General features: G+C 36.2%; 25 protein-coding genes and 1 other RNA gene. 4 read left to right on the top strand and 22 right to left on the bottom strand.

Annotation, left to right across the window (positions count from 1 at the left end; genetic code table 11):
* Window positions 1-28: 28 nt before the first annotated feature.
* The 9 genes from ypwA to QUF93_RS10000 form a co-directional block, all read right to left on the bottom strand.
* The gene (gene ypwA, locus QUF93_RS10040) at window positions 29-1,546 is read right to left on the bottom strand and encodes a carboxypeptidase (protein WP_289358643.1); all 1,518 of its coding nucleotides are present in this window, start codon (window positions 1,544-1,546) and stop codon (window positions 29-31) included.
* A gap of 119 nt (window positions 1,547-1,665) precedes the next feature.
* Window positions 1,666-3,603: an ATP-dependent DNA helicase gene (locus QUF93_RS10035; RefSeq protein WP_289358642.1), complete on the bottom strand. Its 1,938-nt coding sequence runs from the start codon at window positions 3,601-3,603 to the stop codon at window positions 1,666-1,668.
* Window positions 3,604-3,741: 138 nt separating this feature from the next.
* The gene (locus tag QUF93_RS10030) at window positions 3,742-3,924 is read right to left on the bottom strand and encodes a DUF3921 domain-containing protein (RefSeq protein WP_000376895.1); all 183 of its coding nucleotides are present in this window, start codon (window positions 3,922-3,924) and stop codon (window positions 3,742-3,744) included.
* 61 nt (window positions 3,925-3,985) lie between these two features.
* Complete coding sequence (locus QUF93_RS10025) at window positions 3,986-5,125, bottom strand: THUMP domain-containing class I SAM-dependent RNA methyltransferase (RefSeq protein WP_289358639.1); 1,140 nt, start codon at window positions 5,123-5,125, stop codon at window positions 3,986-3,988.
* 180 nt (window positions 5,126-5,305) lie between these two features.
* Window positions 5,306-5,697: RNase P RNA component class B (gene rnpB, locus QUF93_RS10020), an RNA gene on the bottom strand.
* An 87-nt stretch (window positions 5,698-5,784) separates the two neighbouring features.
* Complete coding sequence (gene gpsB / locus QUF93_RS10015) at window positions 5,785-6,120, bottom strand: cell division regulator GpsB (RefSeq protein WP_000622426.1); 336 nt, start codon at window positions 6,118-6,120, stop codon at window positions 5,785-5,787.
* 97 nt (window positions 6,121-6,217) lie between these two features.
* Window positions 6,218-6,772, bottom strand: a complete 555-nt coding sequence (locus QUF93_RS10010; RefSeq protein ID WP_002117764.1) for an SLOG family protein — start codon at window positions 6,770-6,772, stop codon at window positions 6,218-6,220.
* A 56-nt stretch (window positions 6,773-6,828) separates the two neighbouring features.
* Window positions 6,829-7,275, bottom strand: coding sequence for a CotD family spore coat protein (locus QUF93_RS10005; protein WP_289358638.1), 447 nt, complete (start codon window positions 7,273-7,275; stop codon window positions 6,829-6,831).
* A gap of 157 nt (window positions 7,276-7,432) precedes the next feature.
* Complete coding sequence (locus tag QUF93_RS10000; RefSeq protein ID WP_289375273.1) at window positions 7,433-8,071, bottom strand: YppG family protein; 639 nt, start codon at window positions 8,069-8,071, stop codon at window positions 7,433-7,435.
* Window positions 8,072-8,248: 177 nt separating this feature from the next.
* Between QUF93_RS10000 and QUF93_RS09995 the strand changes: the two genes are divergently transcribed.
* On the top strand, window positions 8,249-8,440 hold the full coding sequence (locus tag QUF93_RS09995; RefSeq protein ID WP_002117758.1) for a YppF family protein: 192 nt from the start codon (window positions 8,249-8,251) through the stop codon (window positions 8,438-8,440).
* 120 nt (window positions 8,441-8,560) lie between these two features.
* On the opposite strand, the gene QUF93_RS09990 is transcribed toward QUF93_RS09995, so the two are convergent.
* Together QUF93_RS09990 and QUF93_RS09985 are read right to left on the bottom strand one after the other, a co-directional pair.
* Entirely contained in the window at window positions 8,561-8,905 is a 345-nt protein-coding gene (locus tag QUF93_RS09990; protein WP_128281608.1) for a YppE family protein, read from the bottom strand.
* Between the two features lie 15 nt (window positions 8,906-8,920).
* Window positions 8,921-9,163, bottom strand: a complete 243-nt coding sequence (locus QUF93_RS09985; protein ID WP_002117753.1) for a hypothetical protein — start codon at window positions 9,161-9,163, stop codon at window positions 8,921-8,923.
* Window positions 9,164-9,281: 118 nt separating this feature from the next.
* Here QUF93_RS09985 and QUF93_RS28860 point away from each other — a divergent pair, with 118 nt between their 5' ends.
* The gene (locus QUF93_RS28860; RefSeq protein WP_306475192.1) at window positions 9,282-9,428 is read left to right on the top strand and encodes a phage portal protein; all 147 of its coding nucleotides are present in this window, start codon (window positions 9,282-9,284) and stop codon (window positions 9,426-9,428) included.
* A gap of 312 nt (window positions 9,429-9,740) precedes the next feature.
* Here QUF93_RS28860 and QUF93_RS09980 read toward each other — a convergent pair whose 3' ends face one another.
* The gene (locus tag QUF93_RS09980; protein ID WP_289358636.1) at window positions 9,741-10,766 is read right to left on the bottom strand and encodes a DUF2515 domain-containing protein; all 1,026 of its coding nucleotides are present in this window, start codon (window positions 10,764-10,766) and stop codon (window positions 9,741-9,743) included.
* Window positions 10,767-10,869: 103 nt separating this feature from the next.
* On the opposite strand from QUF93_RS09980, the gene recU reads away from it, so the two are divergent.
* Both recU and QUF93_RS09970 read left to right on the top strand, forming a co-directional pair.
* Window positions 10,870-11,472 (top strand): Holliday junction resolvase RecU, encoded by a 603-nt coding sequence (gene recU / locus QUF93_RS09975; protein WP_002117747.1) that lies wholly within the window; start codon window positions 10,870-10,872, stop codon window positions 11,470-11,472.
* Between the two features lie 66 nt (window positions 11,473-11,538).
* Entirely contained in the window at window positions 11,539-14,226 is a 2,688-nt protein-coding gene (locus QUF93_RS09970; RefSeq protein ID WP_289358635.1) for a penicillin-binding protein 1A, read from the top strand.
* 25 nt (window positions 14,227-14,251) lie between these two features.
* On the opposite strand, the gene QUF93_RS09965 is transcribed toward QUF93_RS09970, so the two are convergent.
* The 10 genes from QUF93_RS09965 to panB all read right to left on the bottom strand — a co-directional run bounded on the left by QUF93_RS09965 (window position 14,252) and on the right by panB (window position 23,421).
* The gene (locus QUF93_RS09965; protein ID WP_002117744.1) at window positions 14,252-14,770 is read right to left on the bottom strand and encodes a YpoC family protein; all 519 of its coding nucleotides are present in this window, start codon (window positions 14,768-14,770) and stop codon (window positions 14,252-14,254) included.
* 3 nt (window positions 14,771-14,773) lie between these two features.
* Window positions 14,774-15,421 carry an endonuclease III gene (gene nth / locus QUF93_RS09960; protein WP_128281612.1) on the bottom strand — a complete coding sequence of 216 codons (648 nt, stop codon included), beginning with the start codon at window positions 15,419-15,421 and terminating at the stop codon, window positions 14,774-14,776.
* 15 nt (window positions 15,422-15,436) lie between these two features.
* Window positions 15,437-16,144 (bottom strand): DNA replication protein DnaD, encoded by a 708-nt coding sequence (dnaD, locus tag QUF93_RS09955; protein WP_002117737.1) that lies wholly within the window; start codon window positions 16,142-16,144, stop codon window positions 15,437-15,439.
* A 121-nt stretch (window positions 16,145-16,265) separates the two neighbouring features.
* Window positions 16,266-17,453 carry an aspartate transaminase AspB gene (gene aspB / locus QUF93_RS09950; RefSeq protein ID WP_128281613.1) on the bottom strand — a complete coding sequence of 396 codons (1,188 nt, stop codon included), beginning with the start codon at window positions 17,451-17,453 and terminating at the stop codon, window positions 16,266-16,268.
* An 18-nt stretch (window positions 17,454-17,471) separates the two neighbouring features.
* A complete protein-coding gene (locus tag QUF93_RS09945; RefSeq protein WP_000758740.1) occupies window positions 17,472-17,975 on the bottom strand; it encodes a cell wall elongation regulator TseB-like domain-containing protein in 504 nt (167 codons plus the stop codon).
* A 7-nt stretch (window positions 17,976-17,982) separates the two neighbouring features.
* Window positions 17,983-18,153 carry a YpmA family protein gene (locus QUF93_RS09940; protein ID WP_002117730.1) on the bottom strand — a complete coding sequence of 57 codons (171 nt, stop codon included), beginning with the start codon at window positions 18,151-18,153 and terminating at the stop codon, window positions 17,983-17,985.
* A 252-nt stretch (window positions 18,154-18,405) separates the two neighbouring features.
* The gene (gene dinG, locus QUF93_RS09935; protein WP_289358634.1) at window positions 18,406-21,210 is read right to left on the bottom strand and encodes an ATP-dependent DNA helicase DinG, 3'-5' exoribonuclease type; all 2,805 of its coding nucleotides are present in this window, start codon (window positions 21,208-21,210) and stop codon (window positions 18,406-18,408) included.
* Window positions 21,211-21,340: 130 nt separating this feature from the next.
* Window positions 21,341-21,724, bottom strand: a complete 384-nt coding sequence (gene panD, locus QUF93_RS09930; protein ID WP_000490176.1) for an aspartate 1-decarboxylase — start codon at window positions 21,722-21,724, stop codon at window positions 21,341-21,343.
* A 12-nt stretch (window positions 21,725-21,736) separates the two neighbouring features.
* Entirely contained in the window at window positions 21,737-22,585 is an 849-nt protein-coding gene (gene panC, locus QUF93_RS09925; RefSeq protein WP_289358632.1) for a pantoate--beta-alanine ligase, read from the bottom strand.
* Window positions 22,585-23,421 carry a 3-methyl-2-oxobutanoate hydroxymethyltransferase gene (panB, locus tag QUF93_RS09920; protein WP_128281616.1) on the bottom strand — a complete coding sequence of 279 codons (837 nt, stop codon included), beginning with the start codon at window positions 23,419-23,421 and terminating at the stop codon, window positions 22,585-22,587. Before panB ends, panC begins: the two co-directional genes overlap by 1 nt.
* Window positions 23,422-23,540 lie beyond the last annotated feature (119 nt).

The following is a 23,540-nucleotide window of genomic DNA, read 5'->3' as shown; positions in this document are numbered from 1 at the left end:
AAAAGAGCTGCAATTAAGCAGCTCTTTTTTACAACTCATAAATTTCTTTATATTTCGCTTCTAAATAGTCTGCTAAGTAGTTTGCATTTAGCCCTTCACCTGTTACATCTTCTAGAATTTCAAGTGGCTTTTTCGTTTTACCATATTGGTGAATATTTTCTGTTAACCATTCACGAATTGGTGTCACGTTTCCTTTTTCTAATAATGCATCAAAGTTCGGAATGTCTTTTAACATTCTTTGCTTAAATTGCGCTGCATACATATAACCAAGCGCATAAGATGGGAAGTATCCAAATGAACCGCCAGCCCAGTGAACATCTTGCAATACACCTTGTGCATCATTTTCCGGGCGAATTCCTAAATATGCTTCCATCTTATCATTCCAAGCCGCTGGTAAATCCTTCACTTGTAATGTGCCATCGAATAATTCTTTCTCAAGTTCATAACGAACCATAACGTGAAGCGGATATGTAAGCTCATCTGCTTCTATACGAATGAATGAAGACTTCGATTCGTTAATCGCATCGTAAAACTCATCGACTGATATATCGTCAAATTGGCCATCGCTATACTCTTTTAACAAATCATAATTTTTCTTCCAGAACGATTTATTACGCCCGATAAAGTTCTCAAAGAATAATGATTGAGACTCATGAATACCCATAGATGTACCACTACATAGCGGTGTACCTTCAAATTTCTCTGCAATATTTTGTTCATATACAGCATGACCACATTCATGAATTGTTCCAAACACAGCCATACGGAAATCTTTTTCATCATAGCGTGTCGTAATACGAACATCCCCTCTATTTAATGTAATCTCGAAAGGATGTACCGTTTCATCAAGACGCCCTGCTTCAAAATCATAATTCAATTGCTTTAATAACTCTAATGTAAAGTTCTTTTGTTTTTCTTTTGAAAAATGTTCTGATAAAGCACTTGTTTTTAATCCCTTTTTAGACTCAGATATTTCTTTTACAAGCGGAACGATACGTTCACGAAGTTGACCAAATACGTGATCTAACACTTCTACTGTGATTCCCGGCTCATACATGTCTAATAGCGTGTTATATTTGTATGTTTCGTAACCCCAATATGCAATAAACTTCTTTTTGAATTCAACAATTTTTTCTAAATACGGACGGAACATTTCAAAGTCAGATTTTTCGCGAGCTTCTTCCCATACACTTTCTGCTTTCGCTTCTAATTTCACATACGCTTCATATTCCGCTTGTGGAATTTTCTTATTTCTATCATATTCTTTACGACATTCTTCAACCATTTTCTTCGTCGTTTCAGAAAGTTTTTCTTCACGTATTAAAGCTTCAAGCTCTGTTAAATAGTTTCCCATCTCATCTGAAGTCGACATTACAAACACCTCTGATGAAAGCATGCCGATTACTTCTGAACGCTGGTCCACACCCTTTTTAGGCGCACCTGTTCTTAAGTCCCAAAACATTAAACTTAATGCTTCTCCGTAATTCTCTATCTTCTTCACATATGTTAAAAATTGTTTTTCTACTTCATATGTAGCAACTGTCATAGTATAAAAAAACCTCCTTTTTCTACCTCAACCTTATTTCGACATTAAAACATAAATTCCTTTTCTAATAGAAAAAAAGCTTGGCAAGTGCCAAACTTTTCCCTACAACATTTTTTCGCTTAAAGTACTTTTCCTTCTACCGGAAGCACTTTCTTCACTGCTTCTATCACTTTTTCATCTTCATTATCTGATAAGAATAATGATATAGCACCTTTATCGTCACTTGTACGAATTAAACGTCCAATTCCTTGACGAAGACGTAAAATCATATATGGTACATCTACATCCCAGAATGGATCATTTACATGTTTACGCTTCGCTTCAAACACAGGATCGTTTGGAGGGAATGGTAATGACCAAATAATAACGTGCGATAACGATGAACCAGGAATATCTAAGCCTTCCCATAAATGAACGGCGCAAAGTACAGTCTCTTCTTCATTTTGGAAACGAGAAACGAGCTGACTAATTTCTTGATCTCCTTCATATAGGAATGGAACTGACATTTGCTCTTTACTTACATATTCTTTAAACGCTGCAAGTTCTTGCGTTGTACGGAATAATACGAGTGTACGTCCATTTGTTTTTTGTATATTTTCAAGTGTATATTGACACTTTCTTTCCCATTCATTTTCTTTCGTATACGGAAGTAAGTTTACTGTCATTTGCTCTTCATAATCAAACGGCGAAGCAACTGAGAATGATAAGTAATCTTTTACCCCTAGACTATTTGCAGTAAATGCGAACGAATCATTGTCAGATAACGTCGCAGAAGAGAAAATATACGGAATCTTCTTCGAGAATACTTTTTCTTGTAACACTTCTTCAACTGCACGCGGCATAATAACTAATGTGAAGGCACCATCACCTTCTTCACCCCACGTAATTACATTTTTCTCGTGCATGAAAAGACGAAGTGAATGTTCTAATACATCTAAATGTTCATCAACAATATTTAAATCATACGTGTTTACTGTATGCATTTCACTTTCAAACACTAATGCATCACCGACTTCACCAATTTTCGCATAAAGTCGCTTCGCTTCAGCTGTTACCTTTTCTGTTACAGTAATTTTTAAACGATCAGAACCAGCAATTTCCTTTTTATTCTCTTGTAACACTTCAAAGAATCGTTCTGTTTGCCAAATTGTTTCTTCAACTAAGTGCGCAAATTCTTCACGAATATCATTTTGTAACAATCTCGTTAAAAGTTGCTCCATCATCGTTTGTTTTAAACGGTACGTTAAAGCTTTTTGAGCTGCATACTCTACAAGATGCCCTTCATCAAATACAACGCAGCTACTTTCAGGTAACAATGGAATTTGTCCTTCACGTTTACGAGCATCGTACGTCCAAATATGATCCATATAGAAATCTTGAGAACAAATGATTAAATCTGCCGCTTTACGATAATGTTCACGAGAAAGTGTTTGACCACAACGATGACGAGAATCACAAGTGAAGCAATCTTGGAAGTAATCCCAGTTTACCTTTGACCATTCCTCATCATTTAACAGTGGAAATTCTTTTCGATCACCATAGTGAGTAAAGTTCTGCATCGTACCATGATCAAATACGAACTGAGGTAATTCGTAATATACATCTTCAATTACTTCTGGAGCTCGTCCACTCATAACATCTTCAAGTTTACGCAAACATAAATAATTATCCATTGATTTCGCAAGTCTAACATCAACAGATAGCCCTAATGCTTCAGATAACTTAGCAATGTCTCCTTCTTCTTTCACAAGCTGCTCAATTAACGTTTCATCTGCACAAGCGATAATAGCTGGCTTCCCTGTATAACGTGCATAACAAATTGCATATAGAAGATATACAATTGTTTTCCCTGTTCCTACACCTGCTTCTGCAAACATAACTTTCTTCTCTTGGAAAGCGCGCTCTAACTGAAACGCCATAAAAATCTGTTCATCACGCTCTTCAAAGCCTTTTTCCGGAAGGATGTCGTAAAACACATCTCCAATCCACTCATTCAACTTATCATAAAAATTATCTTGTTTTCCTACTTCAAATGGTAACCTATTCTCAGTAAACATCCTTAGCCTCCAACCAAACAGTTTTTCTATAAAAAGATATAGCGACTGCTACTCACATGTATGCAGCCACTTTCCCCTGTTGCAATACATAGAAATACACGAAAAAAAATTTCCCTTTCGAAAAAGGAAAATTTTTTTCTATATTAATGACTTTAAATACCGTTTATCAATCGCTGTTTCATGTGAAAGAGCTGACAAATATTCTTCCTGCGCTTTTTGTATTTCATCTACAATCGCACCTTGACTATCCACTTCTTTTCCGAGCTCATCATACGTACGGTGAATAGCTTTTTGAATCATTGATAATTGGAAACTATCCATATCACTTCCTCCTTTACGCATTACATAATAGCCAGTATATGCGCGCTGGAGGAGTTTTATACTATGAATTACGCGGTGGACGTTTGCCGAAGTATTGATAGTAATCTGTACGGATAAATCCGTTAAACAGTTTACGCTTTTTCGATGCATCTTTTCCGTAACACTTCTCAAATGCTTCATAACTTGTTAATAAATACATTGACCACGTATCTAATGGGCGGAATACCTCTCCCATTTCTTTATATAATTTTTCAACAAGCGCTCTTTCACTTAAACGTTCTCCGTATGGAGGATTCGTTACAACATAGCCATATTCCTCTTTTGTCGTGAAATCTTTTACTTGCATTTGTTTAAATGATATAAGATCCCCTAATCCAACTTCTTCTGCGTTATCTTGGGCAACTCTTATCATACGGTGATCGATATCTGATCCAATGATTTGCAATGGTTGATTATAATTTGCTAAATCTTCAGCTTCTTGACGAGCTTCGCGCCAATTTTGTTTACCAACCCAGCCCCATTCATCCGATGCAAAACCTCGGTTAAATCCTGGTGCGATATTTTGTCCAATTAATGCAGCTTCAATTGGAATCGTACCAGATCCACAGAAAGGATCAACGAAAGGACGATCCGGCTTCCAGTTTGTTAACTTAATTAAAGACGCAGCTAATGTTTCTTTTAAAGGTGCTTCACCTTGCTCAAGACGGTATCCACGTTTATGAAGACCTACACCACTCGCATCGATTGTTAACGTTGCAATATCCTTGAGCATTGCAATTTCAATACGGAATAATGGACCGTCTTCTTCAAACCAAGTTGTGCGTCTATACGTTGTTTTTAATTTCTCAACAACAGCCTTTTTAACAATACGTTGGCAGTCTGAAACGCTAAATAATGTTGATTTCAAAGATTTCCCAATAACAGGGAATTCACCGTTCTCTGGAATATAATCTCCCCAGTTTAATGCTTTCGTTTTTTCAAATAACTCATCGAATGTTGTCGCTTTAAATTCGCCGACTTTAATTTTCACACGGTCTGCAGTACGTAACCATAAATTCGTACGACAAATCGCTTTTTCATCCGCTTCAAACGTTATCTTTCCGTTTTCCACTTCACATTCATAACCAAGATCGCGAACTTCTCGGGCAACTAACGCTTCAATACCCATTGCCGCTGTTGCAATTAAAGTAACTTTTCCCATTTGCATTCACCTCTTATGTATAATCAAACAATAATTAATAACATGTTGTCCTATTAATTATTACATATTACGAAGAATATTCTCACTTACCATTTTAACTCACAACTTATAACTTCATACAAATAAAAAGCCCTCCTCTAACAAAGGAGAGCTGAGTTATTTCATAGTTGGTTCATAACGTTCTGTAAGCCATGTTCTGTTCCTTTGTACTGCAAACGGCCCACGCCTCGTACTCCGGTGGTAATCATCTATCTACAGGTTACGAAAACCTGTCCTTTTCCGTCGTTCATTTCCTTGGAAAAGATTCCCCTACCATTATTTGGGTTTCTCGCTCGTGGGGTTTACCTCGTTCCACTCCTATCATTTCTTCAAGGACTTCGTCACTGTGGCACTTTAAAGGTAGTCAAACCATATCCGAAAGGACTTAGGTTTTTTCCCTGCCGTTAAACCAGCCTTACAGCCAGAATACCCTAGCTTATGACTTGGCTAGGCACGAACACTACAGCCATCTCAGGCCGTGCGAGCATGGACTTTCCTCTACAACGTTGGCGTTGCAGCGATTACCCAAACGTTATGACATCCATTAGTATAGTGGAAACAAAAAGATTTTGCAATGTTTTTTTCTATGTAAAATGCTTTAACCTTTTTACCACCTTACATTATTCGTATAACTTACTTCCAAATACAGCTTTTTCTAAATTAGATAGACGTTTTAAAATATCCGTATTCGTATTGTTATATACAGGTTGTGCAACTGGTGTTTGTACCGGTTGTTGCGGAACTTGTGTTGCCGCTACTTTCTGTTCTTCTAATTCACGTTTCAAACGAGCATTTTGTTGTTTTAATTGATCAAATTCCTTATGAAAAGCTTCATAATCTTTAATAATCATATCAAGAAACTTATCTACTTCTTCTTGTTGATAACCTCTCATACCTGTTTTAAATTCTTTTTCTAAAATATCTTTCGCTGTTAATTTAATTTTATCCGAAATCATTTTCTTCACCTCAAATTTTTGCCAAAGCTTTCATTAACTAAATTTTTTCAGAAACAATGCCTTTTGTCAATCAAATATACGAGTACTATATTACATATTACTCTGCATTATTCCACTGTTCCTCTTCCATTATATCTTGTAAATCAGAAAAAAGAATGAAATAACTGTGATAATTTTCTATTTCTCCTTTTTTCTTAGCTGCTTCTACAATATATTTAGGGCTCCCAGACTTTTCTTCATCATACACAGCTAAAAGTGCATCGCTTTTTTCAATAAAAAATTGATTCTTTAATTTAAATTGCTCTGGACTTTCGTACTTCCGTTTCGTAATACTATCAATGTGATCTGCTTGCGAAAGAATAAATTCGTAATATTCACGGTTATCTTCCTTCCAATTTTCTTCTTGTTCTAAAAAAGGAGTAAATACCGCTAATTTTAAATCTGGATATTCTACTTGAATATCAAAAACAACTTCAGCAGCCCATAGTTCGACTCCTAACTGGCCGCTTATAATCACCCACTCCAAACCATCTTCTACAAAAGCAGTTAATTTACGACGCAGCGCCTTTTTTATACATTCTACTCCTGGATGATCATTTTTAAATATCCCAAGTTCAAATGGCTTATATCCTGTTACAGCAACAACTTTCATATCCACACCTCAATTACAAAAAAAGAACTAGCATTTCGCTAGTTCTAACATATCATTTACTTTTTAAACATTCCACCAACGTTTGGTCCTGCATTAGGTCCAAATGGTGACACGTTTGGTCCTGCATTAGGTCCGAATGGTGACACGTTCGGCCCTGGTCCAAATGGTGATACATTTGGTCCTGGACCAAATGGAGATATTTGATGACCATGATGTCCATGGTGACCGTGACCACATGGTCCACATCCGCCGCCAAATCCGCCAACAGATCCTGGATCACCAGGGTCTACAACATTTACGTTCGAGTTTGTTTGTGGGAAGAAGTTTTGATTTTTAATTTGTTGATGATGTACGTGTGTTGTATGCGTTGGGAAAATGTGTGGCACCACCGTTGTTGAAAAAGAATGTGTTACGCATTGTTTCGTCGGATGAATGACAGGAGCAGTTGTACAAATAGGTCCTACAGGCTTATGCCCTCCAAAGCAAGGATGACAATGATGCATAGTTTTTTTCTCTCCTCTCTCATTAAGAAAATCTGATTACACTTTACAATATGAGAAAAGAGGTGAAGCCGCTTGTTATATACACCCATTTATTTCATGGAAATTTGTCTAGAACTATGTTTCGTCCATAATATACATAATGGACAACAATCCATCATTATTTACCAAAAAAACCCCCAACTTGCTTAACGATTCCTGTCACTTGATTCATCGCATTCATCATTTGTCCAGCTGTGTTCATCATTTTATTTACATCGTAGTTACCATCTGATGTTTTAAATTGTGAAACAAAACTAGAAAACTGACTTGGTTGCTGTTGCTGTTGCTTTTGTTTATTCATCGTTGGATATGGTTGTTTTGGTGGATAAAACATAGCTTGTTGATTTGCATATTGAGATGGCGACATGTAATTTTGTGAATTCATATACGTTTGCTGTGGTTGATTCGTATACATTTGCTGCGACTGACTCATATGCGCTTGCTGCGGTTGATTCATATATGTTTGCTGTGGTTGATTCATATATGTTTGTTGCGATTGATTCATATGTGCTTGTTGTGGTTGATTCACATGTGCTTGTTGTGGTTGATCCACATGTGCTTGTTGTGGTTGATTCACATGTGCTTGTTGCGATTGATTCCCAAACGACACTTCAAATGGTTGATAATAATTTTGGTTTCCATAATGAGGCTCGAAAGGATACATATTATATCGCAAATATGTATCCTCATTATATTGGTACATATTTTGCTGTGCATATGGATTTGCTTGCTGGTATACATTAGGTTGTTGAAACATGCATTCTCTCCTCCTTCGCATAAGTTTCTACATATAGAATATGTACCTATAAAATAAAATGTGTGAAGGAGTATCTGTCTGTTTTTGTCGGAAGTTTAAATTTTTAAAAAAATTAGAAAGTAAACCCTTCCATGCTATGATAATAAGGAAGAAGATTCTCATTGGGGAGGAATCAACATGGTATTAGGGGATTTAAAACAAGCGTTTTCTCAAAAAAAGGGGTATGACACAGAAAATTCGAATGAACTGTTAGACTTTGCAAGGCATTGTTATCTTGAAGGAAAAATATGCATATCAGATTACCGAACATTAATACGTGAATTAGAAATAAACGGTGCAACAAAACCTACAACAGTGACAGAAGCATAAAGTGAAACTTTAATCAGTGGGGGTTTTGTTCATCTCCCACCTAACTTCTTTGCTTCAGCCGAGTTTCGAGGTGGAAATCTTACTGCCCGGGATAAAAAAACAAGAGGGTTTTCCCTCTTGTTACTTACATTGATCTACGATATTTTGCAAAGTATACGAAATAGCTTGATGAGTTTCAAAGAAACGTTTACCTTTTCCCTTATTAACAAAACATTGTAGCACATTAGTTTGTAAATTATCATACACTTGATCAATTTGTTGTACATGTATATACTTAGGTCGTTCTTCCTTTATCCACCTATAAGCTAATTCTTTCCACATCTCTAACTCCGCATCTACAATATCAACAAATGGCTTCATATCCTTATAAAAATCATATTCAACCATTTCTCTTTTTTTCATATTCGCTTCATCATTATACTGCATTAACTTCTCCGAGGACTGGATTAATGCTTCATATCCCATTTTGTTCCCACCTTATTATGCACTCACTACGACGTTTTGAAATGTCTTTACCCAGCTCCCTTTTTCTTCGTGATGCACTAATTTATTTTCCATATGCTCGATATGCATTTCTGTTATTTCTATCTTATTGCATATTTTTTCACCTTTATCCTTCAATGCATGATTCATTCTAATCCCAATATTCATTTCCAGCAAATCGAGAGAACTTAACATTTGATCCATTTTTTTCATAACATCTTCCTTCTGAACCATCGCCATATTTAAAACGCCCCCTTCTTTGCCTTTCCTTTGTCATGTAATTTCGCCGATTGATTGATTACTCCTTCTCACATGACAAAACTAGTTGATATTCGTCAAAGAAATCGTTTAGTATGCCATTTTTAGAAATGGTAACAATACAAAAAGGAGGTGTATTACGATGGCAAAAAATAAAAACGAAAAAAAGAAAAAGCAAAACAAACAACAAAACAAACCTGAGACTGGTAATCCAAAGCTTGATGGCCCAAATTTCCCCGCTACATAAAGTAAAACTTTAATCAGCCCTCACCAATCGGGCGTTTACGGGCAATTGATCTCCCACCTAACTTCTTTGCTCCAGCCAAATTTTGAGGTGGGAGTTTTACTGCCCGCAAATAGCGGGATAAAATGCCACTTTAATCAAAGTGACTTTTACAAACAGCTATTTTCTAGTCTAACCTTACCTCTTCGCTTTCTATAAGTGTTGAAGTTAAAGTCGTACTGCCGACCAATAGCGGATTAGAAAGTAATTTGTTGTAGAGCATATTACTTTTAATAAAGAAGCCCCGCCTTCATTTAGGAAAGCGGGACTTCTTTATTATATCATGAACCCATCTATTCTTTTAACAAAACTACTTAATATAGAAAGAGTATGTATTTGCTCCCTCTTCTTTCTATACCATTCTGTTATATTAATTTCCCCCTTAGGTTTTTTAAATAAAAATAAAGAATCTATTTCCAACCCTTCACTAAACCAATCTTTTTCAATTAATTTTTCATGAGTGACAATAGAATACACATCCCTAAGAGCCGGCGTACCTGATTTTCTAATCCCTCTTATATTGCATTCATAATCCATCCTTGACCCTGTATGTCTAGTTTGCACTGCAAATGTATAAAAAGAAGCCTTATACTTTGGATGAAATAATAACCAAGCTAATTGTTTCCCCAATTCTATACGTTTTTGCAACGTTTCAAATTGATAAACTGAAAATCCATACATTCCCCCTTCCACCGTTGGAAAAATAACTGCACTAACATGAACTATTTCTTGAAATTTGAACAGTGCAGTGTCAAATACATGCTTTTGAAAGTATGCATTCTCAATTACTGGTTTTTGAATTTTATTTTGTTCATTAATAATAAGTGCCGTCATAAGCCTATTTACATCTTTTTTCTCCCAAAACGCGACCCATTCTTTTTCCATAAAAATTGATATGTTGAAAAATTGTAACAAATGAAAGAGCGGTACGCATCTCTTTTTACTTTCCTCATACAGTAATAGTTGAGGAAATGCATCTAAGAAAATGAGCCAATTGGCTTTCTCATACAAAAGAAATAATCGTCTCTTAACTGTTTGAGATAAAAGGTTAGAATAATATTCTCCTTCTAAATCTGTCATGTTCCATCCCCCATTCCTTGAAACCATACTTGCTAAAAAAGACCATCTAATTTCTCTATTTCTCAAATAATATTCTTGGTAAGATTGTGTACGTGAAATATTATCTACGTTAGCTACATCCGTTCTCTCTTTAATATGAAGAACTATAGCTTTTTCCTCTTCTGTACAAAAAATATCCTTACGGTTCTGTTTAATTTTTTCGTAATCATCCCATCGAAACATGAGTAAGTCACCATACCTTTCTTGAAAAAGGTCACATCTTTTTTCATTTTTTGATATAATCACCTTTGTAAGTAATTCTTATCAAGTTGGGAGTGGACAAAATATGACCATTCGTTACCCAAATGGAAAAAGGTACGATCAAGCTTCACAACCTCATAAAACACCAATAAAAAAACATACTTACAGTAATAGAGGTATGTCCCTTGAAGAGGAATTGAATGAAACCAATCAATATTACTTAACCCATAATATTGCATGCGTACATAAAAAACCTACACCTCTTCAAATTGTAAAAGTAGATTACCCCGCTCGAAGTGCTGCAGTGGTAAAAGAAGCGTATTTCAAACAACCTTCTACAACAGATTACAACGGTGTATACAAAGGGAAATACATCGATTTTGAAGCGAAAGAAACTAAAAATAAAACCAGTTTTCCACTTCAAAACTTCCACCTTCATCAAATTGAACATATGAAGCAAGTAGTCGCTCATAATGGAATTGCATTTGTTATTATTAAATTTACACTTTTTGATGAATTTTATTTATTAGATGCAAAACATATTATTGCATTTTGGAATCGCCAAAATACTGGTGGACGTAAATCGATTACAAAACAAGAAATAGAAGAGCATGGGGCTTTATTATCATGCGGTTATCACCCTCGAATTGATTATATCCGCGTACTAGACACGGTTTATTTTTCGTGATAGAGTCATCACTAAGGCTCTTTTTTCGACTTTTGGGGGAGAGAATGAAAGGTAGGAGAAAGTATAATGTCAGATAATTATCGTTCTCGTACAGAACGAAATCATGTAAAAAATCAAACGAAAGAAACTCATAAAGAAGAAAAGCCAAAGAAAAAAGGTTCCTTTTTCAAGAAATTCCTTATAGGTTGTCTACTTCTTGGTATCGTTGGCCTCGTAGCTGGCGTTTCGGCTTTCTTTGTTATGATAAAGGACGCTCCGAAATTAGACAAATCAAAACTTGTCAATCCTTTATCAACAAAATTCCTTGATAAAAACGGGAATTTCTTCTATGAATACGGTGCTGAAAAACGAACCCATGTTACTTACGATCAAATTCCCAAAGTAATTGAAAGTGCATTCCTTGCGACTGAGGATGCTCGCTTCTATGAGCATGATGGAATTGATTTTAGACGTACTGGAATGGCAATTATGGAAAATGTCACTGGTGGCTTTGGCTCACAAGGTGGTAGTACGATTACACAGCAAGTAGTTAAAAACTATTTTCTAACGATGGACAAAACTGCAAAGAGAAAAGTGCAGGAATGGTACTTATCTTATAAGTTAGAGCAACAGTACTCAAAACATGAAATTTTAGAAATGTACTTAAATAAGATTAACTTAGGTAATCGCTCTTATGGTATTTCAACAGCTGCAAAAAAATATTATGGTAAAGATTTAAAAGACATACAATTACATGAAGCTGCAATGCTCGCTGGTTTACCCCAAGGTCCTAATATTTATGATCCAACAAAACCGGATAACTTTGAGCGAGCAACGAAACGTCGTAATATCGTATTATCTTTAATGAATCGACACGGGTATATAACGAAACAAGAAATGAATGACGCGATGCAAATTCCTGTAACACAAGGACTTCTTCCATCTTCAGATGTAACTGAAATGAAATATCAAGCCTTTTTAGATGCAGTTGTAAAAGAAGTTGAAAAAGAAATCCCTGATGTAAATATCGGTTCAGACGGTTTAACAATCCATACGACTCTTGACCTTGATGCTCAAGACTATGCTGATAAAATAATGGATGGAAATCTCATTAAATATCCAAGCGATCAATTCCAAGGATCATTCGTATTTATGGATACTCAGTCCGGGGAAGTTCGAGCAATTGGTGCTGGTCGCAAAGAAAGTAAATCTACTTTCAAAGGTCATAATATGGCAATTGATTTAAAACGCCAAGTTGGTTCTACAATGAAGCCGATTTTCGACTATGGTCCAGCAATTGAGAACCTACAATGGTCTACTTATCATCAACTGAACGATTCAGAGTATACGTATTCTGATGGGAAAAAGATACGAAATGCAACCAATAGTTATAAAGGTGACGTTTCACTTCGTGAAGCTTTGAAGAAATCATTAAATATTCCTGCTTTAAAAACAGCCCAAGCAGTTGGTCTCGATAAGTCCAAAGAATTTGCTGAAGGTTTAGGAATGACATTCAAAGACGGAAAGGTATATGAATCAACAGCTATTGGTAGTAACGATAGTTCTCCATTAGAATTAGCTGGTGCCTATGCCACATTCGGAAATGATGGTGTTTATAATAAACCTCACTTCGTAAAAGAAGTTACATTCCCAGATGGGAAAAAGAAAAACTTTAAACCAAAAGAAAAACGTGCGATGCATGACTATACTGCCTATATGATTACTGATGTTCTTCGTGACGTAGTAAAACCTGGTTCTGGTGGTACAGGTCCAACAGCATACGTTCCAGGAATAGACGTAGCAGGTAAAACAGGAACACAAAACTTTGATGCATCTGTTATTAAAAAATACGGTATTCCAGCAGATGCAAACAGAGATAGTTGGTTCGCAGGATATACGCCTCAATATACAATGGCTGTATGGACTGGTTATGAAAAAGATAGTGAAGAAAATTACATTAGCGATCGTTCTACTAGAATTGCTCAGCAAATGTTCCAAGTAATGATGAGCAAATTCGCTACAGATAAATCTCGTTTCGAGCGCCCTTCTTCTGTACAAGAATTAAATGGAGAACTGTACATTAAAGGTGCGAAAAAAGATGCAGTTAAAGAAATTAAAGTAGATCCACCTAGCGGTCTTAATGTCGCTTTCGATGGCGCTAGCACAGTGACACTGAACTGGTCTGGACCATCATCAAATGTTGATGCATACGCAGCAAGCTATAAAGCTACTGACGGTTCTAGTGGTAGCTTATCAGTAAGCGGTACGACAGCTACTCTTGGTGGCATTAAACCAGGTGTTACTTACAGCTTCTCTGTAGTAGCGAAAAAGGGTACTGGAACAAGCCCTGCAGTTGGTGCATCATTCACTGCGCCTGGCGGAACTCCAGATGCGAAAAAAGCTGAAGAAGAGGCTAAGAAGAAGGCTGACGAAGAAGCTAAGAAAAAAGCTGAAGAAGAAGCCCTGAAAAAGGCCAATGAAGATACACTAAAACAAGAAGAAGCTAAGAAAAAAGCTGAAGAAGATCAGCGTAAACAACAAGAACAGCAACAAGAACAACAACGTAAACAGCAAGAAGAAGCTCAAAAGAAAGCTGCTGAAGAAGAGGCTAAGAAGAAGGCTGACGAAGAAGCCAAGAAGAAGGCTGATGAAGAAGCTAAGAAAAAAGCTGACGAAGAAGCTAGAAAAAAAGCTGAAGAAGAACAGCAACAGCAACAAAATACCGGAGGAGATACACCTCACGCAGACGGAGATGTTGTTACAACAGAGTCTTAATAAACAAAAAAGAAGTCGGTTTCTCTTAACGAGAAACCGACTTCTTTTTTGTTATCATTTTCTTTACATATAGCTTTTCTATTTCGATATACAACTGTACTAATTGAATATATGAATGGTAATTACTCGGTTTCTTTATAATAAATGAATATCGCTCCATAAAATTAACAGGTTGTACTTCCAATTTATTCGTATTTACTTGCATATCATTCAAACTATGAACAGGCTGCTCATTTAACCAATATATAACCGATAGAAAGTGCGCTGCAAAAAGAATCATCGGACCCTCAGCTTCTTGTTTTTTTCTGTTTCGAAATAGTGTAGCAATTTCTTCATGCTTGCTTTTCCATACATTTAACACCGCTGGAATACTTGTTTCAATTTCATTCCATGGCTCATATTGTCTTTCAATATCAAATATAAAGTAAGTATTTTGTATTATTTCTTCAAAAGATTGGTCTGTGTGATACGTAATCGAATTTGCACTCTCTTTAAAAAATGGTACGCACCGAAACTCTTTCGGTATTTCTATAACTCGCTCCATCCTTTATTTCCCCTTCATTCGTTTCTTTCCTTCGCGACATATTTCTAGTAATCGGCACTCTTCACATTGTGGTCGCTGCGCCTTACAGTGATAACGTCCGAAGAAAATCATACGGTGGTGTGTAACTCCCCACTCATCCATTGGAATTTTCTTCATCAATGTCTTTTCCACTTCTAACACAGAGTCTTTCCATCTACAAATTGCTAACCGTTTACCCACTCTCTCTACATGCGTATCAACAGCAATTGCGGGAATCCCAAACGCTACCGAAACAACTACATTCGCTGTCTTTCTCCCTACTCCTGGTAATTTCGTCAGCTCGTCACGGTCTTCTGGAACTTTCCCGTTATAATCATCTAGTAACATCCTGCTCAATTTTTGAATGTTTTTCGCCTTATTTCTAAATAACCCAATGGAACGTATATCTTGTTGTAATTCTTCTAAAGACACACTTAAATAATCTTCTGGTGTTTTATATTTTTGGAATAAGTTTTTCGTCACTTTATTCACAAGTGCATCTGTACATTGCGCAGATAATGCCACCGCGATTACAAGTTCAAATGGGTTATCATGAATTAATTCACAATGCGCTTCTGGATACATGTCCGCCATTGTATCTAAACAATAGCGAATTTGCGTTTTATTCAACATGTCTTTCCTCCTACATTACTGCTCCAACCAATTGTAAAAAGGCACTTTCCCAGTAAATTTTGTTTCTTGTTTTGTTGTTTGTTGCGCGCGCTGTTGATTCGCTCTAAATTTTTGGCCTTGATTTTGCGCTTGCTCTACTGTTTTAATTCCGTTCTTTTTCCACTCAAATAAAATACGATCAATATACCGGAAATTAAGTTTACCACTCATAACAGCTTCCCTGAGAGCAGCTTGAATTAAATTCGGATGATGTTGATCTTGATCTTCCCACATTCCTAATGTTTCACATTCAAACGGTGAGAGCGGTCTTCCGAATTCTTTTTCAAATACTGTATATAAATTTACTTGAAGTTTCTTTTTTTCTTTCTGTTCTTCTTCTATTGATTCGTCCATTAAAAAATGCAATATTTTTTCCCAAAGTGGTTGTAAAGAATAACTTTCACACATCATCGCTTCTGATCTTTGTCCACCTTCTAGTGCTAAAAAACCTTTTTGGATTAATGTCTGAATCACTTCCATACATTTCATTTCTGTTATCGTCATCCGCTCTGAAATCTCTGAAGGAGTCGGGAACGAATTACCTGATTCTAAAAATGTGTGTACATGAAGTACCACCATAAATTCCGTTTCATTTAAGCCTAACTTTTTATAATGCATCATAAGCAATTTAGGAATTGCTATGCTTCCCTGTTCAAACCATTGTAACATCATTTTCTTTTTCATCACCAAACACCTCGTTCTCTAGTATAACACACCTTCAGTCATTTCTTTTTGCCACAATTCGTCAAAAAAACCTCCCTATATATAGGGAGGTTACTTGCCATTTACTACAAAAGACAGAAGATTAAGCCTGTACTTTGCTTTTCATGAACGTATGAATTCGTTCTAATGCTTTCTCTACTTGCTCAAGAGATGTCGCATACGATAATCGAACGTTATTTGGTGCACCAAATCCTGTACCTGGAACAAGAGCTACTTTTTCCTCTTCTAATAATGCTTTTGCCCACTCATCAACTGTATCATAACCCGCTAACGCTACGGCTTCTTTTACATTTGGGAATAAGTAAAAAGCACCTTGTGGTTTGATACAAGTGAAACCAGGAATTTGGATTAATTTATCATAAATAATGTTCAATCTTTCTTCAAACGCTTGACGCATTGTTTCTACAGGTTCTTGTGAGCCTGCATACGCAGCAATTGCACCGTATTGAGCAATTGAAGTAGGGTTTGACGTACTATGACTCGCTAAGTTCGTCATCGCTTTAATAAGCTGCTTATTTCCTGCTGCATATCCAATGCGCCATCCTGTCATCGAATGTGATTTAGATACACCATTAATAATAAGTGTTTGTTCTTTTAATACATTAGAAAGCTGGGCAATTGAAGTATATTCTGCATCACCATAAATTAATTTTTCATAAATTTCATCTGAAACGATTAAGATATTATGTTCTAAACATACTTCTCCAAGCTGTTGTAATTCTTCTTTGCTGTAAATCATTCCTGTTGGATTGCTCGGTGAATTAATAATAACTGCTTTCGTTTTCTCTGTAATTGCCTCACGCAGCTGCTTTGCTGTAATTTTGTACTCATTGTCTTCTAAACCTTCTACATAAACTGGATTACCACCAGCAAGCTTTACTTGTTCAGGATAACTTACCCAATAAGGAGTTGGAATGATAACTTCATCTCCTTCATCAAGTAACACTTGGAATAATGTATATAACGCATGCTTTGCACCGTTACATACAATAATTTCAGACGGATCATACGCAATGCCTTGATCGCGAGTAAATTTCTTCACAATTTCTTGTTTTAACGCTTGTAATCCACCCGTTGGTGTATACTTCGTATGTCCTTCTAACATCGCTTTATGCGCAGCATCCATAATATGCTCTGGTGTATTAAAATCAGGTTCTCCTGCTCCTAATCCAATTACATCATGACCTTCCGCTTTTAATGCTTGAGCCTTTGCTGTAATTTCTAAAGTTGCAGATGGTGTTAAAGCAGCTACTCGCTTTGCTAATTTCATTTGTAGTTCCCCCTACATCTATTTTTCAATGCTATATCGTCTTAAAAATTTTCCATCTTTAAATTCAAGATAGTAATAACTATAACGATTGTCATCATCAATATATGTAACTTCCCATAGTGGTACATCATTTTCAAAGCCTAATTTCACTTTCATAATTTCTTTCGGCTTACTTTTTGATTCCTTACTTTCATTGCCGACTTGTTCTAATGTTCTTTGTATAGCCTCTTTTTCAGAAATACCTTCGCTCTTTTTCCTTACTACAGTATCCCCTTTTTTCTCCGGCACCCAAACGATAAGTTGTTCTCCCTTTTCATCTGTACCTTGCACGACTATATATGCAGATTTTCCGTTGTAATAATCAACAGATTTCACCTTTGTAAGCTTTGCTTTTTCTTTAGCAATTTCTACAAATTTCGACTCTTTTGGAATTTTCTTCCCCATTGCTTTATTATAAACATACGCCCCATATATTCCGCTAGCAACGATAACGATAATGATTGCAAAGATCCACTTTTTCATTGTATCACTACGTTCTGTAAATCGTAAATACAGCTATTTCTTTCTCTTTTTCGTCTAATGCTAACCCGAACATGAGGTCCTGCTCTTTTAACGTACGATTCAAGCTATCAACAATTTTATACAAGTCAGATGAATATTTAATACGCGTCGTTGATAGGACTTCGATTTTCTTATCCATGAAAAAACTCCTCCGTTACACAAAAATTTCTAATTATAGAAGAACGCAATGCGGTTACAATAAGAGTACATTCTTTACAACCCCTGCTTCATCACCCATCTATTATAGCAGGACATGTACAGCAAAAAAAGGTTTCAAGTCGAAAAGCAATACATTTTGTATACAAGAAGTAAGAAAAATAAAATTCCTCCTACCCACATTTTTTACGCCTGAAGTTTAAATGTACTTCAGGCGTATTTTTTCTTCCAATTTTTATTTATTTGGCCGTTCCTCTAATTGCTCTAACAATTCTTCTAACGGTCCTTCATAGAGCGGGACAGTCGGGATTGATTGTAAAAATCGTTTTCCATAGGAAGAGCTTGTCAAGCGACGATCTAACACAAATACCGTCCCCGTATCTGTATTTGTTCTAATAAGACGACCAAACCCTTGTTTAAAACGTAATATCGCTTGTGGGAGCGCTAACTTAGCGAATACGTCTTCTCCTTGATTTTTTAGCCACTCACCTTTCGCTTCCATCATTGGCTGATGAGGAGGTGTGAATGGGAGACGGACAATAACAAGACAACTCAAAGCATCTCCTGGAATATCTATTCCTTCCCAAAAACTGCTTGTTCCTAACAAAATCGATTTGTCGAACTCCTGAAATTTACGGATTAAGCGACTTCGACTCTTGTTATTCACACTTTGCGTTAATAATAAATATCCCTCTAATGCATCATCATTCTTCAAATTCGTATACGCTTCTTTTAACATTTCATACGAAGTAAATAAAACGAGCATTCTACCTTTTGTAGCTTTCGCTATTTTCGCAATATGTGCCGATACAGACTCAATATATTCCTCATTACTTGCTTGCTTAATAAAAGGCACATCCGTTGAAACCATTAATTTCATTTGTTCTTCAAAACGAAATGGTGATGGAACCTTTAATGTATTGGGCGCAAAATCATGCAAACCTAGCTCCTCTTTTATATAGTCGAATGAATCACTAACTGTTAACGTTGCTGATGTGAAAATAACACTCTTTTTTTCTGTTAAAAATTCATCCGCAAATCTTTCACCAATATGAACAGGCTGCGCATATAAAACTGTTGAATGAATCGTTCCCTTCGTTTCAGTCTCCATCCATGTCACGTATGAATTTTTTTCTAAAATGAGTAATTGTAAAGATTGTACCATCGTTCTCAACAATTCAATTAAGTGCATAAATTCACCTGTAACAACATGCATCTGCCATTCTAATTTACTTTGCAATATATCAACTTGCTTCTCAAGTGTAGTCACTAATTTTCTTACATCATATACAAAACGATTTGTTAACTCGGTAATGCTATCCCACAACTTACCTTTCTCTACTTCCGTGTTATATCGATAAATGAGCGGCATATTGCTCATCCCTTGTTCCTGCTTTGTTTGTTTAAATATGAAAGCACGTAACATTTGGAATAGTTCATCCGCATCAAATTTCAATTCCTTCAAACTATGACTCACCATACGGAAAGTCGAACGAGAGGCTTGCTCTGATTTTTTCATCATTTTATATACTTTAGAAAGCACATCATCTGTTTCTAGCGTACCAAGACGGGATAAAGCTAATTGAAAATACATACATGAGAACTGTTCACCGAATGTTCTACTCGCCGCTTCCTCGATATGATGAGCTTCATCAAAAATAATATATTCACATGAAGCAAACAGTGGTTCTTCACTTGAAAAATCTTGAAATAATAACGCATGATTTGTAATAACAATATCTGCAAACAATGCTTTATTCTTCGCTCGTTGATAAAAACAACGACTAAACCAGTTACTTTGCATTCCGCCCGGACTATATGCATCACTACAAATACGGTTCCAAAGTAACTTTCCACCCTCAGGAATATTTAATTCATCACGATCGCCGGTTTCCGTTTGCAATAACCACACTAAAATTTTTGCCTTTGTGAGCGCCATATCATAATTTTTCTCTTCCTCTTGCAAAGCATATTCAAATTTATGCAGACAAAGATAATGCTTTCTTCCTTTCAGAAGAGCCACTTCAAATGAAAATGGCATTATTTTCTGTAATAACGGAATTTCTTTTTCTAGTATTTGTTGTTGCAATTGTACAGTTTGTGTACTTATAATGACAGGTTCTTCTTTTTTCTTTGCAAAATAAATACTTGGAAGTAAATATGCAAGTGTCTTCCCCGTACCTGTTCCTGCTTCAATCAGTGAAAACCTAGAATCTCTTAGCGCTGTATATATTTCCTTCATCATAATCTGTTGGCTTTCTCTTTTTTCAAACTTTGGCATATTCAATTCAAGTTTATCCATTGTCTTATGTAAGAAAGCATCAAATTTAGATGAGCATGTTTCACTGAGGCTTAAAGAATAATTCCGCTTTCGAAGCGCAATATTTCGATACACTTCATACTCTTCTGCCCTTTCTTTACCATGCATCATTTTCTTTAAAATATTTTCAGAAAGTACATCAGCTATATCACTTTGGAAAACATCACTTAATTCATAAAGCGATTGTAATGTGACAAGTGGTAACTTTTCAATTTCACTTAAAAATTGTAAAAACAACTCCGCTGTTGCAAGAGCATCACTATCCGCACGATGTGGTTGATCGTGCTCTAGTTCATGTTGCTTAGCTAAATCACGTAATTTATAACTATCAGCTGTCGGCAAAAGAATTTGCGCCAATTCAACTGTATCGATTTTAGGACAATGTACTTCTGTATATCCAGACTGCCTTAATTCTTCATTTAAAAAATTCCAATCAAAGTGAACGTTATGTGCAACAAAAGCCGCACCTTGTAATAGCTCAACAATCATCGGGGCTACATCTCGAAATAACGGGGCTTGTTTTACAAGATCTTCATCAATCCCAGTTAATTCTGTAATAAATAGGGGAATCTCTCTCTTCGGATTAATAAAAGATGAAAAAATCTCTAATATCTCTCCATCTTCCACTACAACAGCTGCAATTTGGGTGATTTTATCCTTCCCATCCTTCCAGGAGTTCCCTGTCGTCTCTAAATCAACAACGACATAACGCTTACTCATATATGTAACACCTCAATTTCTTACCTATCAAACACAAAAATTATATAATGTTACTATACCACGTTTTACCTCATCTTAATGAAAAGATGCACAAAAAAGCTATCTCCTTAATTAGAGATAGCCATCCTACTTATAATATCGTGCCAGCTTTTTCAGCACCTAACATTTCAATAATTTGATTATCATCGTCTAATACTGCAATTTTCGGCTCTTGTTTATGAATATTTTCTTCTGCCACTAAACCATAGCAAATAATAATAACTTTATCGCCCGGTTGTACAAGCCTTGCAGCTGCACCATTTAAACAAACAACTCCACTACCGCGCTCTCCTTTTATAACATATGTCTCTAAGCGAGCCCCATTGTTGTTATTTACAATTTGTACTTTTTCATTTTCTACAATATTTACCGCATCCATTAAATCTTCATCAATTGTAATACTACCTACATAATTTAAATTTGCTTCTGTTACAGTTGCGCGATGTAACTTCGCTCTCATCATTGTGCGAAACATAGATGCTCCCCCTTATTTCCCCATTAATGTTATATTGTCAATTAATCGTACATTTTCAAACTTAACTGCAATCGCTAAAATGATTCTTCCTTCAATTTTATCTATTGCTTTTAATGAAGGATATGCATATAAATCAGCATAATCTACAGTGCCTTTCGTATACTTCTCAATATGCTCTTTCACAAGATTCATAATGATTTCTGGATTACGTTCGCCTGCCTCAATTCGTTCTTTCGCTAGACATAGACTGCCGTATAAATGAGGAGCCTCTTCACGTTCTTCTTGTAATAAATACACATTACGAGAACTTTTCGCTAATCCATCTTCTTCCCTTACAATATCAACTGGTACGATCGTAACTGGAATATTAAAATCTGTTACGAATCCTTCAATTACAGCTACTTGCTGTGCATCTTTCATACCGAAATAAGCACGCGTTGGCAATGTAATATTAAATAGTTTCATTAGTACAGTAGCAACACCAGCGAAATGACCAGGTCTTTGTTTACCACATAATACGTCGGTACGCTTCACAACTTCTACTGTTGTCGTTTGTTCTGCTGGATACATCTCTTCTACACTCGGATAAAATAAATAATCCACACCATTTTCTTTTGCTACATTTTCATCTCTATCAATATCACGTGGGTATCGATCTAAATCTTCATTTGGTCCAAATTGTAGTGGATTTACAAATACACTTAAAACTACAATTTCATTTTCTTCCCTTGCCTTACGCAATAAAGTAGCATGCCCTTCGTGTAAATACCCCATCGTTGGAACAAAACCGATACTGTTTCCACTTGTACGAAGTTCGTTTGTAATTTGCTGCATCTCTTGCACTGTAGTTATGATTTTCATTATTGTTTTCCTCCGTATAACGCTAAGCATTCTTCCTCTTTCATTGTGAATGAATGTTTTTCTTCAGGAAATTGCCCTGTCTTTACTTCAGTAACATATTGCGAAATCCCTCGCACAATCTCCTCTTGAACAGACGTATATTGCTTCACAAATTTCGGAACACGATTTACGCCATACGAGATAAGATCATGGTATACAAGAACTTGCCCATCTACTTTTTTTCCTGCTCCAATTCCGATTGTAGGAATTGTTAACTGCTCTGAAATAAGTTCTGCTAATTGCATTGGCACACACTCTAACACAAGTGCTATCGCACCAGCTTCCTCACATTTCTTTGCATCTTCTATTAATTTTTTTGCACTTTCAGCATCTTTCCCTTGTACTTTATATCCACCTAACACTCCTACAGATTGAGGAGTTAAACCTAAATGCGCCACAACGGGAATTCCCGCATTCGTTAAGTAGTGAATAGTTGATATAACTTCTCCAGCACCTTCTACCTTTAATGCATGTGCCCCGCTCTCTTGAACAATGCGACGTGCATTAACCATCGTATCTTGCAATGAGACATGATAAGACATAAATGGCATATCAGTTACAATAAACGTCTCCTTCGCTCCGCGGCGTACAGCTTTCGTATGATGAATCATATCCTCTACTGTTACTGGAACTGTTGAATCATACCCAAGTACAACCATTCCTAGAGAATCACCCACTAAAATCATATCGACTTTAGCTTCTTCTGCTAATTTAGCAGATGGATAATCATACGCCGTTAGCATTGTAATCGGCTCACCTTGCTCTTTCATTTTCAAAAAATCTGTTTTTGTTTTCAAAAACTACTCCTCCTTTATGCAGGAGAGAGGAGATGGCCGAAATCATATAAAAAACCCCTCTGGCCATAAAAGGGCAGAAGGGTTGTGTGTTAGTCGGCATTATTCATCCCTCTGTCCCA

Origin of the sequence: Bacillus hominis, assembly GCF_030348325.1 — a bacterium.
Taxonomy (GTDB): domain Bacteria; phylum Bacillota; class Bacilli; order Bacillales; family Bacillaceae_G; genus Bacillus_A; species Bacillus_A hominis.
This window is presented reverse-complemented; position numbering and strand designations above follow the sequence as displayed.

What these genes read in the sequence shown, in the direction of transcription:
- ypwA (WP_289358643.1), bottom strand. Translation starts at nt 1,546, where the DNA reads ATGACAGTTGCTACATATGAAGTAGAAAAACAATTTTTAACATATGTG.
- QUF93_RS10035 (WP_289358642.1), bottom strand. Translation starts at nt 3,603, where the DNA reads ATGTTTACTGAGAATAGGTTACCATTTGAAGTAGGAAAACAAGATAAT.
- QUF93_RS10030 (WP_000376895.1), bottom strand. Translation starts at nt 3,924, where the DNA reads ATGGATAGTTTCCAATTATCAATGATTCAAAAAGCTATTCACCGTACG.
- QUF93_RS10025 (WP_289358639.1), bottom strand. Translation starts at nt 5,125, where the DNA reads ATGGGAAAAGTTACTTTAATTGCAACAGCGGCAATGGGTATTGAAGCG.
- gpsB (WP_000622426.1), bottom strand. Translation starts at nt 6,120, where the DNA reads ATGATTTCGGATAAAATTAAATTAACAGCGAAAGATATTTTAGAAAAA.
- QUF93_RS10010 (WP_002117764.1), bottom strand. Translation starts at nt 6,772, where the DNA reads ATGAAAGTTGTTGCTGTAACAGGATATAAGCCATTTGAACTTGGGATA.
- QUF93_RS10005 (WP_289358638.1), bottom strand. Translation starts at nt 7,275, where the DNA reads ATGCATCATTGTCATCCTTGCTTTGGAGGGCATAAGCCTGTAGGACCT.
- QUF93_RS10000 (WP_289375273.1), bottom strand. Translation starts at nt 8,071, where the DNA reads ATGTTTCAACAACCTAATGTATACCAGCAAGCAAATCCATATGCACAG.
- QUF93_RS09995 (WP_002117758.1), top strand. Translation starts at nt 8,249, where the DNA reads ATGGTATTAGGGGATTTAAAACAAGCGTTTTCTCAAAAAAAGGGGTAT.
- QUF93_RS09990 (WP_128281608.1), bottom strand. Translation starts at nt 8,905, where the DNA reads ATGGGATATGAAGCATTAATCCAGTCCTCGGAGAAGTTAATGCAGTAT.
- QUF93_RS09985 (WP_002117753.1), bottom strand. Translation starts at nt 9,163, where the DNA reads ATGGCGATGGTTCAGAAGGAAGATGTTATGAAAAAAATGGATCAAATG.
- QUF93_RS09980 (WP_289358636.1), bottom strand. Translation starts at nt 10,766, where the DNA reads ATGTTTCGATGGGATGATTACGAAAAAATTAAACAGAACCGTAAGGAT.
- recU (WP_002117747.1), top strand. Translation starts at nt 10,870, where the DNA reads ATGACCATTCGTTACCCAAATGGAAAAAGGTACGATCAAGCTTCACAA.
- QUF93_RS09970 (WP_289358635.1), top strand. Translation starts at nt 11,539, where the DNA reads ATGTCAGATAATTATCGTTCTCGTACAGAACGAAATCATGTAAAAAAT.
- QUF93_RS09965 (WP_002117744.1), bottom strand. Translation starts at nt 14,770, where the DNA reads ATGGAGCGAGTTATAGAAATACCGAAAGAGTTTCGGTGCGTACCATTT.
- nth (WP_128281612.1), bottom strand. Translation starts at nt 15,421, where the DNA reads ATGTTGAATAAAACGCAAATTCGCTATTGTTTAGATACAATGGCGGAC.
- dnaD (WP_002117737.1), bottom strand. Translation starts at nt 16,144, where the DNA reads ATGAAAAAGAAAATGATGTTACAATGGTTTGAACAGGGAAGCATAGCA.
- aspB (WP_128281613.1), bottom strand. Translation starts at nt 17,453, where the DNA reads ATGAAATTAGCAAAGCGAGTAGCTGCTTTAACACCATCTGCAACTTTA.
- QUF93_RS09945 (WP_000758740.1), bottom strand. Translation starts at nt 17,975, where the DNA reads ATGAAAAAGTGGATCTTTGCAATCATTATCGTTATCGTTGCTAGCGGA.
- QUF93_RS09940 (WP_002117730.1), bottom strand. Translation starts at nt 18,153, where the DNA reads ATGGATAAGAAAATCGAAGTCCTATCAACGACGCGTATTAAATATTCA.
- dinG (WP_289358634.1), bottom strand. Translation starts at nt 21,210, where the DNA reads ATGAGTAAGCGTTATGTCGTTGTTGATTTAGAGACGACAGGGAACTCC.
- panD (WP_000490176.1), bottom strand. Translation starts at nt 21,724, where the DNA reads ATGTTTCGCACAATGATGAGAGCGAAGTTACATCGCGCAACTGTAACA.
- panC (WP_289358632.1), bottom strand. Translation starts at nt 22,585, where the DNA reads ATGAAAATCATAACTACAGTGCAAGAGATGCAGCAAATTACAAACGAA.